Origin of the sequence: Sphingomonas lacusdianchii (assembly GCF_022664395.1) — a bacterium.
Classification (GTDB): domain Bacteria; phylum Pseudomonadota; class Alphaproteobacteria; order Sphingomonadales; family Sphingomonadaceae; genus Sphingomonas; species Sphingomonas lacusdianchii.
Window position 1 is genome coordinate 13,489 of record NZ_JAKRET010000018.1, and the last position, 15,182, is coordinate 28,670.

The 15,182-nt window shown below is 65.7% G+C and carries 13 protein-coding genes; 3 read left to right on the forward strand and 10 right to left on the reverse strand.

What is annotated here, in order from left to right; translation table 11 throughout:
- Window positions 1-53: 53 nt before the first annotated feature.
- On the reverse strand, window positions 54-1,361 hold the full coding sequence (locus tag MF607_RS18780; RefSeq protein ID WP_347340902.1) for a DUF8535 domain-containing protein: 1,308 nt from the start codon (window positions 1,359-1,361) through the stop codon (window positions 54-56).
- A gap of 102 nt (window positions 1,362-1,463) precedes the next feature.
- On the opposite strand from MF607_RS18780, the gene MF607_RS18785 reads away from it, so the two are divergent.
- On the forward strand, window positions 1,464-1,988 hold the full coding sequence (locus MF607_RS18785; protein WP_056433753.1) for a hypothetical protein: 525 nt from the start codon (window positions 1,464-1,466) through the stop codon (window positions 1,986-1,988).
- Between the two features lie 73 nt (window positions 1,989-2,061).
- Here the strand turns inward: MF607_RS18785 and MF607_RS18790 are convergent, their stop codons facing one another.
- From MF607_RS18790 to MF607_RS18830, 9 genes are all read right to left on the reverse strand, one after another.
- Window positions 2,062-2,577, reverse strand: a complete 516-nt coding sequence (locus MF607_RS18790; protein WP_116463016.1) for a thermonuclease family protein — start codon at window positions 2,575-2,577, stop codon at window positions 2,062-2,064.
- Window positions 2,574-2,822 carry a hypothetical protein gene (locus MF607_RS18795; protein WP_082442134.1) on the reverse strand — a complete coding sequence of 83 codons (249 nt, stop codon included), beginning with the start codon at window positions 2,820-2,822 and terminating at the stop codon, window positions 2,574-2,576. Before MF607_RS18795 ends, MF607_RS18790 begins: the two co-directional genes overlap by 4 nt.
- The gene (locus tag MF607_RS18800; protein ID WP_056433719.1) at window positions 2,819-3,445 is read right to left on the reverse strand and encodes a DUF6927 domain-containing protein; all 627 of its coding nucleotides are present in this window, start codon (window positions 3,443-3,445) and stop codon (window positions 2,819-2,821) included. The genes MF607_RS18795 and MF607_RS18800 overlap by 4 nt, the downstream gene beginning before the upstream one ends.
- A gap of 40 nt (window positions 3,446-3,485) precedes the next feature.
- Entirely contained in the window at window positions 3,486-4,130 is a 645-nt protein-coding gene (locus tag MF607_RS18805) for a hypothetical protein (RefSeq protein WP_242121679.1), read from the reverse strand.
- A gap of 528 nt (window positions 4,131-4,658) precedes the next feature.
- Window positions 4,659-5,150 (reverse strand): hypothetical protein, encoded by a 492-nt coding sequence (locus tag MF607_RS18810; RefSeq protein WP_242121687.1) that lies wholly within the window; start codon window positions 5,148-5,150, stop codon window positions 4,659-4,661.
- Window positions 5,151-5,177: 27 nt separating this feature from the next.
- The gene (locus MF607_RS18815) at window positions 5,178-6,116 is read right to left on the reverse strand and encodes an ArdC family protein (RefSeq protein WP_056433708.1); all 939 of its coding nucleotides are present in this window, start codon (window positions 6,114-6,116) and stop codon (window positions 5,178-5,180) included.
- 100 nt (window positions 6,117-6,216) lie between these two features.
- Window positions 6,217-8,301, reverse strand: a complete 2,085-nt coding sequence (locus MF607_RS18820) for a ParB/RepB/Spo0J family partition protein (RefSeq protein ID WP_242121697.1) — start codon at window positions 8,299-8,301, stop codon at window positions 6,217-6,219.
- Window positions 8,302-8,461: 160 nt separating this feature from the next.
- On the reverse strand, window positions 8,462-12,691 hold the full coding sequence (locus tag MF607_RS18825) for a strawberry notch family protein (RefSeq protein ID WP_242121700.1): 4,230 nt from the start codon (window positions 12,689-12,691) through the stop codon (window positions 8,462-8,464).
- Between the two features lie 62 nt (window positions 12,692-12,753).
- The gene (locus tag MF607_RS18830) at window positions 12,754-13,593 is read right to left on the reverse strand and encodes a DUF7146 domain-containing protein (protein WP_242121702.1); all 840 of its coding nucleotides are present in this window, start codon (window positions 13,591-13,593) and stop codon (window positions 12,754-12,756) included.
- A 151-nt stretch (window positions 13,594-13,744) separates the two neighbouring features.
- Between MF607_RS18830 and parA the strand changes: the two genes are divergently transcribed.
- Window positions 13,745-14,374 (forward strand): ParA family partition ATPase, encoded by a 630-nt coding sequence (gene parA, locus MF607_RS18835; protein WP_242121704.1) that lies wholly within the window; start codon window positions 13,745-13,747, stop codon window positions 14,372-14,374.
- Window positions 14,371-14,622, forward strand: coding sequence for a plasmid partition protein ParG (locus MF607_RS18840; protein WP_116462937.1), 252 nt, complete (start codon window positions 14,371-14,373; stop codon window positions 14,620-14,622). Before parA ends, MF607_RS18840 begins: the two co-directional genes overlap by 4 nt.
- The last annotated feature ends 560 nt before the right edge of the window (window positions 14,623-15,182 follow it).

Sequence of the window (15,182 nt, forward strand, 5' to 3'; positions counted from 1 at the left end):
TCTCCCTTATGGATCGGACAGGTCCCTCCCTCTCTCCTTCAATGAACCCAGGATCACCCGATATGCAGCTGATCGAGCACGGCCGCTTCGAGGGCGCCATCTTCCAGGTCCTCGGCATGGATCGTCACCACCGGAGCGATCTCGCGGAGCTTCTCCACCTGTCGCATCTTGAGGCCCAACGTGTCGGCGTCGTGCCCGGTGACCACCTCCAGCGCCGCTTCCATGACCTCTCCTGTTGTGAAGTCACGTAGATCGAGGAGCAGATCGGGGCGGACCTCGCCCGCACTCGTCGCGACGTCGAAGAGCAGCCTTTTGAACCCGATGCCGATGCCGCGCCGGCGGAGTCGGTATTGCAGATCGAGCAGACCCACGATGGTCTCGCGCTCCGCTGCATTATGCACGGCAATGAAGTTGGAGGGGCGAGCGACAGGCTGCGCATACGCCCGAAGCGCAGCATAGCCCTCGCGCGGGTTATGTTCGCCGATCACTGCAAGGACCAGGAACGGAGGCCCGATCCGGCGCTGATGAACGCCGATGTGCCTGATGCGATTTTTCACGATGAGCTCGCGTCCGCCCGCCAGCGTCACCGTCGTTCCCGAAATATCGACGGCGTAGAGCAGGAGGAATGCCTGTGGCGCATGTTCGGCGGGCCAGTGGCGCGCCGCCTCGCGCAGCTTCGCGAAGACGATGCCGCGTTCGTAGGGGTCTATATGGGTGTAGAGGTGGCGTGCGAGCGGAATGCCGGGAGCTATCTCGACGCGCTCGGCCGCGCTGCGCAGCCGTCCGAACTCCAGCGCCATCGACGCCTCACGAGGTTCTCCCCTACCCAGCGGCTCGACAACGTTGACCTGAGCCATTTCCATTAGCTGCCAGAGCAGGCGCGCAAGGCGCGGTATCGCAACGCCGCGCGTGCGATCATCTGGCTCGTCGTCTTCAGGAAGCTGGGCGAGCTTCTCAGGCGCGAGCCGGTGCGCGGAGAAGAGACCGTCTGGCTCGTTGATGGTGCGCGGCGTCGCGGTCGCCTTCTCGCGGATGCGGGGAGGTGCCTGTTCGCGAAAGAACGGGCAGTCGACATGGTGCTCCGGTCGCCGCTGCCGGATGCTCGTAAGGCGCCTGAGGTAGTATGTCTCGGCCTCAGACAGATAGGCTGGCGATAGCAGTGGTGGGTCAGCCGCGTCCCCGAGGCAGTCGCATGCGATCCACTGATGATGATCGCGCGCTTTGACCACCATGATGACCGAAGCCCGATGATCGCTGTCTTCGCCATCGCCGCTGTACCAGCGCACCAACGCGCGTCGCACGACGTCGGGGACGCCGGTGCGTGACGTAAGCCCTCTGGTGTCGCGCGGTACGAGCCACATGAGCGGGATCATATCGGAAGATCAGAGGGTGAAAAGGTGCCGATGAACACTCGCAAGGTCGCAGATGTTCACGTTACGTTCGGAGGACAGGAGGATTAGGTCATGAAGCTTCAAGATTTCACCGGGCCGATCGATCTCGACCTCACGTTGCGCGACGCCTCGCTCAACCCCGACGTCCGACCGACCCGCCGCGCCATCGCCGCGGCCTCGATCGGTATCGAGCCGGAGGATGCCTACTATTCCGTGCGTGAGCTGCGGGAGGCATGCGAGTGGATCCACGAGGGCGACCCTGCCGGCAAGGCGAAGCTGGCGCAGATGCTCGGCAATCGCTGCGACGATTATCAGCGGTGCATCTACTACAATCTCGCGGGTCGTGGCGTGTGTGTGCTGATCGACGATCTGCTGTGGCTGGAGGCGCTGCTGCTCGGACGGGGACGCGTGGCAGGGTATCTGCATCGCACGAAGGCGCCGAAGCGGATCGCGCCGGCTCCCTACGTGGCGGCCGAGCCCGATGGCCCGGTTGGCCGTTTCGAGGCCGAGTTTGCGATCGGCGCCTCCTGGTCGCACGACCCGGGTCCCGACTACGATCCGATCGATCGTCCAGCAAAGCGCGATCGCCCGGCATAGGGCTGGAGCCTACCAAACAAAAAAAGCGGTCCGGCATCGTCAGCCGGACCGCTTTGTGTAGCGGGTACAGGCATCAGGCCCGCTCGCATGTGAGGCGTTCCCCGCGACGCCATTTCTCGGGATCGATCCAGGCGCCGGCATGGGCGCCGCGCTTGTTGGTCCTCGCATCCTCGTAAGCGCTCATATACCGCCCGGCGCGATCCGGATCGCTCCTGAGATACTTCGTGGCCGGCACCGCCCACCCCTGAGCGATCAGTTGCTCGCCCAGGTCAGAGCCGTTCACACTGACCACGGCAACCGGTCGACCGTAGCTGCTACTGCCAACCAAACGGATCGTCGCCTCCCCCGAGCGGAGCATGCGGGCGGTCGCGTCTTGCGCGAGCTTGCCGCAAGGATAGCAGCCGCTGGAGATCTGGCAGAGTTGCTTCCGCTCGAAGGCGTCCGCCCCTGAGAACCGGAAGTCGATGCTGATGGTGTCGCCGTCCAGCGCGCGGCCTCGTCCGGTGAGATCCTGTGCGGGCTCGTGCCCGGGCTCGGCTGCCCCGCAGGCCGCAAGTGCGACAAGGGCAAGGAGGATCGCCGTCTTCATGCGTAACGCAGCTCGAGCTCGACGTTCGGATCGTCGACGAGCGCCGGGATGACCCGGAAGGGCTGAAGGATATCTCCGGTACGCACGACCGAGACTTGGCGCGCCCCGGCGTCGAACATGCGGGCGGCGACCGCCTGCGCGTTGGCGCGGCTGCATAGATGCGATCGCTTGGGGCTGATCGGAGCGGTGAGGTCATCGTGACGGAGCATGGGATTGATCCTGATGCTGGACGGCTCGGCGATCAACCGAACACCGTCTTGTGGACGCGGGTCTGGGTCGGCGGGGGAACGATGGTCCACGGCATGTCGCGCAAGCCAGAAATACGATAACCCGGAAAATCGGAACCGAGCTTGGCGAGCGCGATCTTTCGGCCGCGCTTGTGAACGACGAAGTCAGTGCCCTCGTGCCCGTCAACGAACTTGATGGGGTGTGGCAGCCGGATGTGCATGCCGTGCTCGAGCGGCCGCTCGGATCGCTGGGCGAGGCGGTCGAGGCAGCGGCGCCGCCAGTTGAGCGCCGAGGCGTTGTCGGTGTCGCCGAGCAGGGAGAGGATACGCTCGGGGCACGCGGCCTCGTTCGGCCCCATCGTCTCGTCCATATCCTTGTAGGCGAAGACGAAGCCGTCCTTTGCGCGGGGGTTCCAGCTGACCAGGCACACGACGGCGATGGTGGGCTCGTCGATGCCGTCGGTGCTGGGCGTGACGGCCGCGTACCAGACCTTGTTTCGCAGGCACGACGAAGCGACGACGCGCAGCGCCCTGCCCTTCCCCTCCGCGTCGCGCCGGTCGTACGTGAATTGCGCGTCGAGATAACTTTTGGGCGTCGAATGAGGGGTCATCGACGACCGTGGCATGCTGAGCCAACCCATGGCGATGTTCCTTGCTTATAGGGGTCGGAGACGGGCCCGATCAGTCCGCCAGGAGCGCCGGCGCCGGCGCTGACGTCGTCAGCCGCAGCTCTCGCTGCAGTCGTTCAGCGAAACGCTCGGTCGCGAGCAGCTCGCGTGCCATGGCGTAGCGGGCACGATCACCCAGATGGTCGTGACGGCCGCGAACACGACGATAGTTGACCTCGTGGCCGGGACCGAGTGCGGTCAGCGAGAGTTGCACGCGCACCTCGTCGGTGTGGAGCGTGATCTCGCCGGATTGAGACGCGTGGCCGCGGTTCGATCGAAGGTCGTAATCGCCCTCGCTCAGTCCGAGTGCGACAGCGAGGCGGTGCAGGGCCGCGCGTCCTTCGACATGGAAAAGATCCTTCGCAGCCGCATCGTAGGCGACGCCCCGGATAGCGAGAGTGGCGAGTGCCGGGTGCTTCTTCAGCTCGGCGATCTTGTCCTCGCAGCGGCGTCGCAGAAGAGAGTCGTCGGATCCGGCTCCGGCGATGTGGCCGAGGTGACGCGCGAGGAGCAGCACGCCGGGATCTGCGTCGAACGGCACGCCGGCGTTGCGACAATCGTCGATCGCGGTGGTGATGGCGTGCAACGCAGCGACGATGGTCGTCAGCGCGCTTGGATCGAGTGCCTGCTGGTGGCGGAAGGCGACGTCGTAGGGCATCGTGGAGGTCTCCCGAGCGCCACATCGCGCTCGAAACCTCGCTCCCCCTTCCCTCTTCTCCCCCGGCTGGATCACGGTGCTCGGAGGTTAATGGCGCTCACGTCGACCGGAACGATCCACGCCCTAGTCGGAAGGCCCCCACGACGGTCCCGCCATCCCAGTGCCCGCCGAGGATCCCACGCCGTGGCACGCTTCCGACGGGGTAGCGTCGCGCCGCGAGCAGTCGGGCTCGTCGCGTGTCGCGGTCGACAGGCGTGTCGGTCATGAAGTGAGTCGCGAAACGAAGGGGAAGCATGGGTCACCTCCTATCGGGCAGCTGCAAGCAATGTCGGCTTCACAGCATGAGGCCAAGCGGGTCGCTGGAATGGGCCGCGGCATCGAAGCCACGATGCCAGGCACCTGCCAGTCGGCTGCCGCGGCGGTAGCAGCACGCGGAATTGCCCATCACCTGGGCGCGCCAGCCCGCCTTCTCTGCCTCCCATTCGGCATTCGGAGGACCGGGCGCCAGTAGGTCGAGGAGATGGTGCGTCACCTCCCGCCGGCCAACTCGTCGGCTGCGATCATGATGGTGATCGCTTCCTCGAGCGCGGCGTCATCGCCATTGACCACGCGCGCTGCGGGCTTTTGACGCTTGATCGCGGAAGCCACGGTTTCGGCCGGTCGGCCCTTGAGCGGGTAGGACCAGACCTTTCCATCCTCGATGACGACGAGGTTCTTGCGGAAGGTGTGCCGGAGCCGCTTGGCTTCCTCGATCCGGGTCATCAGTGCGGCGACCTCGAACTCCAGCGTGTGCTTCAGCACAGTGTCTCCGAAGCGGGTTGGCGCGCGGTTGGCGGCGAGCCACACGTCGACGTCGGCTTCGCTGAGCGAGCCTACCGGATGGAACATGTCGGCCGCGCCATGACCATGGTTGGACGCGAGGAAAGCGCGCTGCCCATCCACCCAGATCTCGGCGCTGTAGCAGGTCGTCTCCTCCGACAGCGCGGCGACGATCTTCAGCTTGCGCAGCTCGATGTGCATGGTCTGGGCTCCTGTGATGACGCGCGGTCATGCCGCGAGCGCTTGCATGTTGCGGGCTTGAGACCCCTCGTCAGCGGCGTCCTTGAGCCACGCGACGGCCTGCTCGGCCTTCGACGCGGCCTTGATGATCGCGCTCGAATCTCCCTTCAGGATGCGCAGCCAGTGATCGATGTAGCTGGCGTGGTTGTCGTGCAGTTCGCCTGGGAGGCCGAGGTCGGCGCAGATGAGGCACTGCCCGATCGAGGCGACGAGCTCCTCGAAAGCGTAGGCTTGATCGCCGAACTTCTTGCCGAACTCGCGATTGAGCCGCGACTGCGCGCCCGAATAATGAACGTATTCGTGGCCGAGGGTGCTGGCGTAATGATCGTCCGACCGGAACATCGTCCGGTGCGGCATCTGGATGTAATCTCCAATCGGCGAGAAAAACGCCTGGTCGCCACCATGCCGCACGGTAGCGGGCAGCGCGTCGAAGAAACCGTCGATAGCGGCACGATGCACGCTTTCGACCCGCGGTTCGGGCGGCGCGGCGACCGGATAATAATAGACCGGCAGGCCGTCGATCTGCTCGACGTTGAAGACGGTGTAGGAGCGAAGGAAGCGGATGTTCTTGTTCGCCTCCTCACCCGTCACGCGATCGGTCTCGGTCTTCGAGAAGCTCGAGAAATAGACGCTGTGCGAACCGTGCTCGCCGCGGCGAACCTGGCCACCGAGTTCTTCGGCCTGACGGTAGGTCATCCAGGTACGCGCTGAGTAGCCGCGTGCGTCACCGATCGCCCAGAGGTAGAGATTGTTGATGCCGGTGTACGGCGTGCCGCAATGGCGCAGCGGGCGCCCCCCGGCGCCGGTGAGGCCCCACGGGCGAGACCATGGCAAGACGCCGGACTCGAGCTTCTGGATGATGAGGCTGGTGATTTCGGCCGCGACGTCGCGGCGCGGTTTGTCGACGGGTTTCCGACGAAAGGTCATGTCGAGGTCTCCCTTGTAACGGGAATTGGCGGCCGCCCCTTTGTGGAAGACGACCGCCAGTCAGGCCCGGGAGGTCCCAGGCCGCGGGTTGGCGTTGGACCTATTCGGCCGCGATCAGCGCGTGGTCGTCGTTGACCGAGCCGAGCGCGCCCTCCGCCTCGTCGCTATCGCCATCGGCGGGATCCTCGATGTCATCGCCGCTGGTGACATCGTCCTGCGCCGTCTCGGAAGCTTCATCATCGACGCTCTCGTCGAACTCGGCGTCGGCGACCGCGGCCACCACGTCGAAGCGCATCGCGTCCGGCACCCAGGCAAGGGCGGCTTCCTTGGTCTCCGCCTCGGTGATGGCCTCACCGGCGAACAGCTTCTCGCACGACGTTGAGATCTCGCCCTTCTTGGAGCCGACATAGCGTGCCGCCAGCACTGGCCCACCCACGTCGGTGAGAAGGGCGAGCAGCGTCCCCTTCGACACACGGTCGAAGAAGTTTGCGGAGGTCGGCCGCCACCATTTGGCGACGTCGATCTCGAGGATCGAGGCGAGGCGGGCGTGGAGCGGATTGGTCTTCGCCGAGCTGTAATCGGGCTTCGCCTCGAGCGACGACGCAACGGTGAGGGCCAACCAGGATGCCTTGGCATCGTCATCGAGTGCCCGGAATGCCTCGAACCGTTCGACCGGGCTGCTCGACGTGGTCCAATCGCTGTTCAACGATTCACGCGCCTCGGCGATGGCGAGCTGCGCCTGGGTCGCGGGCTGGTCCTTGGGCATCTGAGGATCCTGCGGCCGACCCGCAGTGACGGTGGTGCCATAGCGACTGTAGCTGCGGCTCTGGTCCGTCATCGCGAACAGCATGTAGTCGAGGGCCAGGCCGGGGTCGGCGAGGATCGATGCCGCCAGGATGTCGCGACGCTGTATCGCGAGCTCGTCGTGGAGGCGTGCGCTCAGCGGCTTGCCGCCGGGAGCAACCGCTTCGGGCGGAAGCGACGAGGTGTCCCGAGCGCTGCGGGTCGAGCCGGACGTGCCGTCGCCGGCCCAGCCTTGAAGCGGCGTTTCGCTGAAGTAGGTGGTCTCCAGCGTCATCTTGCCGTCGCGGCCGAGGGTCAGGAAGGTGCCCACCTTGCCCCTCATTTCGTCGGAAAGAACGGGCGGCCGCGAGTGCAGCGTCTGATATTCCTCACGGAGCCGCTCGAACTCCTCCTCCAGAGCCGCGTACGCGGTCTCCTCCATCTCCTCGTCGGCCATCAGCTCCTCGAGCGTCTCGCAGCGCGCGACGATGGCGTCGGAGCGTGCGGCCTCCTCCTCGCCGAGCGGCGCGGGCTCGAGCGTGACGCGGTGCAGATCAGCGGTCGCCCCGTACAGGCTGGTGGTCGCGATCGGCCGGACCCAGGCGAGGCCCTGCTCCTCGCCGACGCGCTTCGCCTCGGCCTCCATGATCGCGGCCGCGAGCGTCCGCGCAAGCTCCGGATCCGACCAGCGATCGCCGTCCTCGCTGAACAGGTCGCACTCGACCTTGCCGCCTGCAGCCACATAGGCGTCGGTGCCGACGAGGACCGCGACCGGGTCGCTCGCCTTCATCGTGTCGTTCACGATCGCGCGGCGGATTTGATCGGCGTTCACGTAGGAAGAATGGGCGTACTGCTGGAAGACGCGCTCCTGCTTGGCCTGATCCTCGGTGGAGCCGTAAGCCTTGGCCATCTCCAGCGTGATGCGTCCCTCGCTCAGCGCTTCGAAGATCGGTTCGGCGAGATTGGCGAGCCGCAGCCGGCCCTCGATGAAGCGTCGCGTCTGGCCGAACCGGTTCGCGACGGCGTCGATGTCACCGTCGGATTTGAGGAAATGCTGAAATGCGACGCATTCCTCCGCTGCGGTCATCGGCTCGCGCTGGAAGTTCTCGGTGAGCGACACCTCCCGCAGGTCCGCGTCGTCGCCGGAGACGATCTTGACCGGCACGCCGTAGGTCGCCGCGTCGATCTCGCCAGCGTCGGCGAGCATCATCGCGCCGAGATAACGCCGATCGCCGGCGATGATCTCGTACGTCCCCTTGGGCCGTGCGGCGGTAACGAGCAGGTTCTGCATGATGCCGCGCGCACGGATGCTCGAGGCCATCGCCTCGATGTTCCTGGGCGGGGTGGTACGGACGTTCTTCTCGGAGCGCTTCAGCTTCGCGAGTGGCACGGTCTGGGTCATCGTCGTCTCCATCAGGTGCCCGGCCGCGCGACGTCTCGCCGCACCCAAACCGGACACCTTCCCGCTCCCCCTTTCCTTCCTTGTCCCGATCGCTCCGGTGCCCGCGCTCATGCGCGGGCGGCGCATCCCGGACGCCGTTGGCGGTAAAGAGGCTCCGCTCTCATCGATCGCCAAGCACACGCTGCAGGATCACGGTCGCCTCGGGCACCGGTACGAACACGCGTGTCTTGTAGGCGATCACCTCGGTGAAGCAGCCGAGGGACTTGAGCCAGGCAAGCTGGCCGGCGGGCGCACCGACGATCTCGATCCGCGGAAGGCCGTTCACGCGTGCCCGCTTGATCTCGCAGGCGAACGGCCGCTTGAGCGGGATGACATTGCCGTTCTCAACGGCCCGCGCGATCTCGCTGGGTGTGAGCGAGGTCTCCTCCGAGAGCCCGAGCTTGCCGAAGAGCTGGTGCAGGTCGGCGGGGAACACGACGCGGCCAAGCCACGACCGTCCCTCGGCGTCGACGATACGGCTGACCGCCAGATGTGTGCTGGGCAGCGCGGACCAGATCGGCAGGAGGAGCCCTGTTGCAAGTCGGATCGTCTCCGTGTCGACGTGATTGCGCGCCTGCTCCTCCTCTTCCGCCCAGGCCTTGGCGAAGGTCTCCCGCGCGCACTCCTCCCAGGCGGTCTCGTAGAGGTCGTCTGCAGCTAGGTACTCTCGGCGGGTGGGTCGCATCAGTTCGATCCGCAGCACCGGCATGCCGTCCTCCGTCATTCCGGCACGCGCCGGAGTTTTGAGGGCGACCTTTCCCGACTTGGCGTTCTTTACGAAGACCGCGGTGTCGTCGGCGTCGGCGAGGCGCAGTGCTCGGTCGAGCGAGACTGGGTGGCGGCGACGAGCCACCTCGATCGTCAGAAGATGCGAGGTGGCGCCGCTGACTGTGTCGGTCCGCAGAATGCGATCATCGAGGACGGTCGCGGTTTCCACCAGCATGGTCTCGACCCCGACATCGAGGGTGCCGGCATCCCGAGCGGCCGCAACGCGTGTCTCCACCAGCGCGAGAAACTCGTCGAAGATGACGTTCTGCAGCCCGATCGGCAGGGCTAGCAAGCGGTTGAGCCAGCGCTGAATGGGCGGGAGTTCCTCCTTCAGGACCCCATCCTGATCGGTCAGTTCGAGGCCGGTGCGATGAGTGAAATCCTGGAGGCTGGTGCTTTTCAGCTTCCCGCTCTTGAGAAGGTGATACCAGCTGATCAGGGCGGCCTTGGCGTACTCGCTTTCGAGATTGTCGGCAGGATCGAACAGGTTTTGTCCACCGGTCTGGCGCTGGCCGCGGGTGAGCGCACCGAGACTGTCGAGCCGGCGCGCGATCGTCGAGGTGAACCGCAGTTCGCCCTTGCAGTCGGTGGTGACAGGGCGGAACAGCGGGGAGCAGGCCTGATGCGTGCGATGGGTACGTCCGAGCCCCTGGATCGCGCGATCGGCGCGCCAGCCCGGTTCGAGCAAGAGGTGGACACGCTGCTCCTGGTTCAGGGCGTCGAGGCTGGCATGATACGACCGGCCGGTTCCGCCCGCGTCGGAGAATACGAGGATGCGCTTGGTGCCGGCCATGAACGCTGCGGCGTCGGCTTGGGTCGATCTGCCCGATCGCGTCTCAAGTTTCTGGGTGCCGTTCGCGGCCGGGACGAGGCGCTTGGTTCGACCCGTCACCTCGGCAACGGCGTCGTGGCCGAAGTAGGTGAGGACGCCATCGAGCACCGCGGCGATCGGCGGGAGAGCGCAGAGCTGCTCGATGAGATCGTCCCGCGCGGCTTCGGCCTCCGGATTGGTGACCGCGTGACCGTCGTCGTCGATCAACGGGCGCGAGCGCACCTCGCCAGTGTCGTCGCGGTAGTCCCGCATCTGCTGGACGGGAAACGCACGCGTCAGATAGTCGATAACCGCTTCGCGCGGTGACAAGTCGATATCGAGTTCGGCGCGCTCGTCTGGAGTGAGCTCACCCAGGCGACGGTTGAGGATCGCCTCGGCGGTGCTGACCAGTTGAAGGACGACGGATTGCCCGGCATCGAGATGCTGGCGAACCGCCGCAAGCACGGTCGGTAGCTTGCATGAGAGGAGCAGCGAGCCGAAGAAGCGCTGCTTGCAGCTCTCGAACCGGGAGCGCGCTGCCGCCTTGGCGCCGGCATTCTTGGTCGCACCGTCCATCGCGTCGACCACGCCGGTGATCTCGAGCGCCTTCTCCATGTTGCGATGGATGATGCCCCAGGCATCGGCGTATCGATCGTAGACGTCGATCTGATCGGGGGTCAGTTCGTGTCGCAGGATGTCGTACTCGACGCCGGCGAAGCTCAGCGCGCGCGCCGTGTAGAGGCCAGTCGCCTTGAGGTCGCGGGCGACGAGCTCCATGGCGGCGATGCCGCCTTGACGGATCTCGGAGATGAATGCCTCGCGATCGGCGAAGGATGTTTCGGGTCCCCACAGACCGAGCCGGACGGCATAGGCCAGGTTGTTGACCTCTGAGGCACCGGTGGCAGACGCGTACAGCACGCGGGCGGCCGGGAGACGGTTCTGGAGGAGAACGCCGGCGATACCCTGGAGTGAGCCCGCCTTGGTGCCCATGGCACCCTCCCCGCCGGCGACGCCACCCATCTCGTGTGCCTCGTCGAAGGCGATCACCCCGTCGAAGTCGTCGGCCGCCCAGGCGATGATCTGATCGAGCCGCGTTGCGTCACCCCGACCCGACCGGAGGGTCGGATAGGTGACGAACAGCACGCCCTCGCTCATCGTCACCGGCTCATCGATCTTCCAGCGCGACAGCGGCTGCACGTCAGCGGCCATCCCGCCTAGCGCCGTCCAGTCGCGAACCGCATCTGCGTGGAGCGCCTCGTTCTTCGACACCCAGATCGCCTTGCGACGCCCTGCGAGCCAGTTGTCGAGGATGATGGCAGCGACTTGGCGCCCCTTGCCGGCCCCAGTGCCATCGCCAAGGAAGAAGCCCTTCCGATACTGCCGACCGGCAGCGTCGAGGACGAGCCCAACGCCTTCCTTGTCGCAGGAGAACATCCCCGGGATGAACTGCGTCCAGGCATGCCCCGCGTAGACGACGGTTTCGAGCTGCGACGACGACAGGAGGCGGTCCGACACGGTGCGCTCCGGCAGGTGCGGAACGTGCGAGGGGATGGGAGCCGGGATGGAGCCCATGGCCACAGACTCGACCAGCGAGGTCGGATGCTCGCCGGCCGCGTCGAAGACGATGCGGCTAGGCCGGTACGGCAGATAGACCCCGACCTGCTCGGCGATAGGCGCTGGCGTGTCGAGCACCTTGTAGCCGACCGGTAGCACCTCGTTGCGGGTCGGCGCCCGGAAGATGCGCGGCGCGGCAGCCGGGCGCGACTTCATCGCTCGCAGGAGCGACACCGCCCCTCCCCGCTTGACCGCCGAGGATGCGTTGTCCTCCTGCAGGGCAGCGCGATCGGGAATGACAAGCAGGTCGACCAGCTCAGCCACGTTCCGACGAGCGATCGTGACCCCTGCGATGTCGCCCACGATCTTGTCGATCACGTAGATCCGAACCGCGACGCCGGTGCCGTGCTTTCCGTAGCCGTTCGTGAGGCGGATGGAGGTGCGAAGGGCCGTTCCCGCAAGTGTCGTCGTCCAGATATCGGCCATCCGTGCGGAATGGGCGAACCAGTCCGGCATGATGGCAACGAGGCGCCCGCCTGGCCGCAACCGCTTCAGCGCGGCTTGAAGATGGCGGACCGCGGCGAGCGCGTCGGCACCGCGACCGACCGAACGCGAAAATGGCGGATTCATGAGGATGAGGCTGGGGCGCTGCAAAGCTGTGAGCGTACTGCCGATCGTTGCCCCGTCATGACCGGAGACAACGGCATGGGGAAATGTGGCGGAGAGCCGCGCCCGCCGCGCCGGATCGATCTCGTTGAGCTGCAGGGCGGCGATCGTCGACAGTTGAGCGACAAGCAGTCCGTTGCCGGCGCTGGGCTCGAGCACGACATCCGTCGGTCGTGCAGCCGCGAGCAGGACGGCCACGGCTGCGATGTCGACAGGTGTCGAGAACTGCTGCCAGTCGAGCTGTTCCTCGCTGCGCACCGTTTGCGTCGGCAGGCGATCGAGCAAGCCGAGGGCGAGTGGGAGGTCGGCCGCGGTCTGGAGCGGCTGCGAACCGCTCACCAGATGGAGCGCCAGCGCATGCTCGAGCACCTCGAAGCTCTCGCGCTGCGTCCAGCGCCCCTCTGCGTCCGAACCACCGAAGGCGTGGACCATCGCCTCGTTGAGGTCGCGTCGGCTGAGCTTCGTCTGTCCGCCGAGGAGCGGCAAAAGCATGCGAGCAGCGTCGGTGCAGGCGGTTGCGCGGTCATGCTTGGGATCGAACAGGTCGGTCATGGGGTGGGTCTCCAGAACTGTCTGCGTGCTGCAGCTCAGTTCCCCCGCTCCCCCTCCCCTTCTCAGCTCCTCGGCCTAAGCACGTCGGCCCAGTCGCCGTACTGTTCCGGCGGTGGCATGCGGGCGAGCGCAAGCCGACGCTCCCGATAGGCTCGCCAGGCCTTGCTGCGCGCGCGCCGTCCTTCGGGATCGTTGTCTTCGGCGACAATCAGTCGTGTGACGTTGCTCGGGATCTGGATGCGATCAAGGCGGGCCGCCCCCAACGTCGCCCAGCATGGTATGCAATTGATCTGGGTGAACGCCGCAGCCGTCTCGAAGCCTTCGGCAATGGCGAGGGTCTCCCCCGCCCTGCCCCCCTGCCAGGCACCGGCAGCGGGAGCGCCGAGCATCACCTTGTCCAGGTAACCACCGTTCGTCGTGTCGAGGAAGATACGTTGGATCGCACGGAGGTGGGAGCCCTCTCGGACCGCTACGATGAGCGCGGGCAGGAAGCGCGTGGAAGGCTTTGGACCCCACGGGCAGCGTGGATGAAAGCGGATATCGTCGAGTGGCAGGCGCAGGCCCCGCCCGTCGAGATACTCAGCGGCTGCCGTACCGTCCGCTGGAAGAGCCTCCTCCCAGAGCCGTCCGACGTTGCTCCCGCTAGGGCGGTACCGGGCGGGCGGTGGCTGATGGCTTCCGGAGGGTCGTAGGCGGGAGATTTCGCGCAGGACGTCCCCCGGATCGCAACCGGCAAAACAATGGACGAGAATGCCGTCGTGCCCCTGGCGCACGGACAGGCTGGGATCGCTGTCCTGGTGTGCTGGGCAGCGGCAGGTAGCGATATAGCCCCGCCAGGTGCCGCCGAGGGCACCCACGATATCGACAACGCGCTGGGTGGGTCTGAGAGCGATCAGGGACATTCCCGTCTCCTTTCACCCCCTCCCGCCCTCTTCCCTCCTACAGAAAAGCACATCGCAGGGTTTGCGAGTAGACGACGAAGCGGCAAGCCGATAAGACGGCTTTACGTTTTGCAGGTTTTACGATTACACGTTTCCACGGAAGGTGCCTCTCATGATCGTTGCGTTGCTCAACCAGAAAGGCGGCGTCGGAAAGACGACCCTGAGCGTGAACCTGGCCTCAAGCCTCGCACGCGACGGCTCGCGCGTGTTGCTGATCGACGCCGACCCCCAGGGCAGTTCGCTCGACTGGGCCGCGGCTCGCGAGGAGCAGCCGATGATCTCGGTGGTCGGCTTCCCTCGACCGACCATCCACAAAGAGTTGGACCAGATCGGCCAGGGCTACGATCATGTCGTCATCGACGGACCGCCTCGCGTGACCGAGCTGGCGCGATCGGCGATCATGGCGGCGGATGTGGTGCTGGTCCCTGTCCAGCCTTCGCCTTACGACATCTGGGCCGCAGACGAGGTGGTCAAGCTTATCGTCGAAGCGTCCGTATTTAAGGAAGGCCTGAAGGCCACATTTGTGGTAAATCGCAAAGTCGCAAAAACGGCGATTGGGCGCGACGTGGTTGAGGCTTTGGCAGCATATCAGATTCCGACCATGACGGCGCAGATCGTCCAGCGCGTCGTGTTTGCCGAGGCAGCGGCCACCGGGCGCGCCGTCTTCGAGATCGACGGCAAGAGCGCAGCGGCAGCGGAAATCGAGGCCGTACGGGCCGAACTGATGGAGCTTGTGGCATGACCAAGAAAGTGACGATCGGCCGACGCCCAACGGCTGGCGCGCCTCCCGCCGCTGGCGCCGATGCCTGGGTGGGAGCGGGAGCAGAGAAGCTTGCCGAACCCCCCGCCGCGGACGTCAAGATGAAGCGGTTGACGATCGATATACCGGAGAGCCTCCATCGCACGATCAAGTCCCAGTGCGCGATGCGAGGCACGAAAATAGCTGACGAGGTCCGTGACCTGCTGGTACAGAAATACGAGGCGCCGTAATTACGCTTTTGCGTATCGGCATATCGGCGTGTCGCCGCAAAGCCGGTAATGCGCCTTTCCGTATAGCCGGCTTTCCGTAAATGCGACCTGCCGGTTGCAGTGTCGGCTAGGGCGATCCCACCTCCCTCCGATCGCGGAATAGCATCCGGTTCGATGAAAGGTTCAAGCGAGTGGCAGCAGGGCAGGGGTCCACCTTCTTCGTGCCGGGCGTTCCGGCCAAGGACCAAGAGCAAGCGTATAATGAGCTCGCGCTGGCCTGCGGGTGTGCACCGGCGCCGACAGGCAAACGCATCCGCTCAATCACGTTCCGATCGAACGGAGAGACGTGGACAGCCACGGTTGGCGAAAAGCTAAGCGGCTCGGCGACGAAGAAGAGCCGGGCAGGGGGGCAACGCATCGAACGCGCCGTTCCTCTCTCAAACGGCTCGACCGTCCTCGCCATCTTCGCTGGCGTGCCCTTTCGGGTCTGGCATGACGGCGCGTCCAGGGTTTGGTCCAACCCATTCCTCGCTGGCGAGCCTTCCTCCGTCACGATGTTCGCGGACGGCGGAGCATAGCCA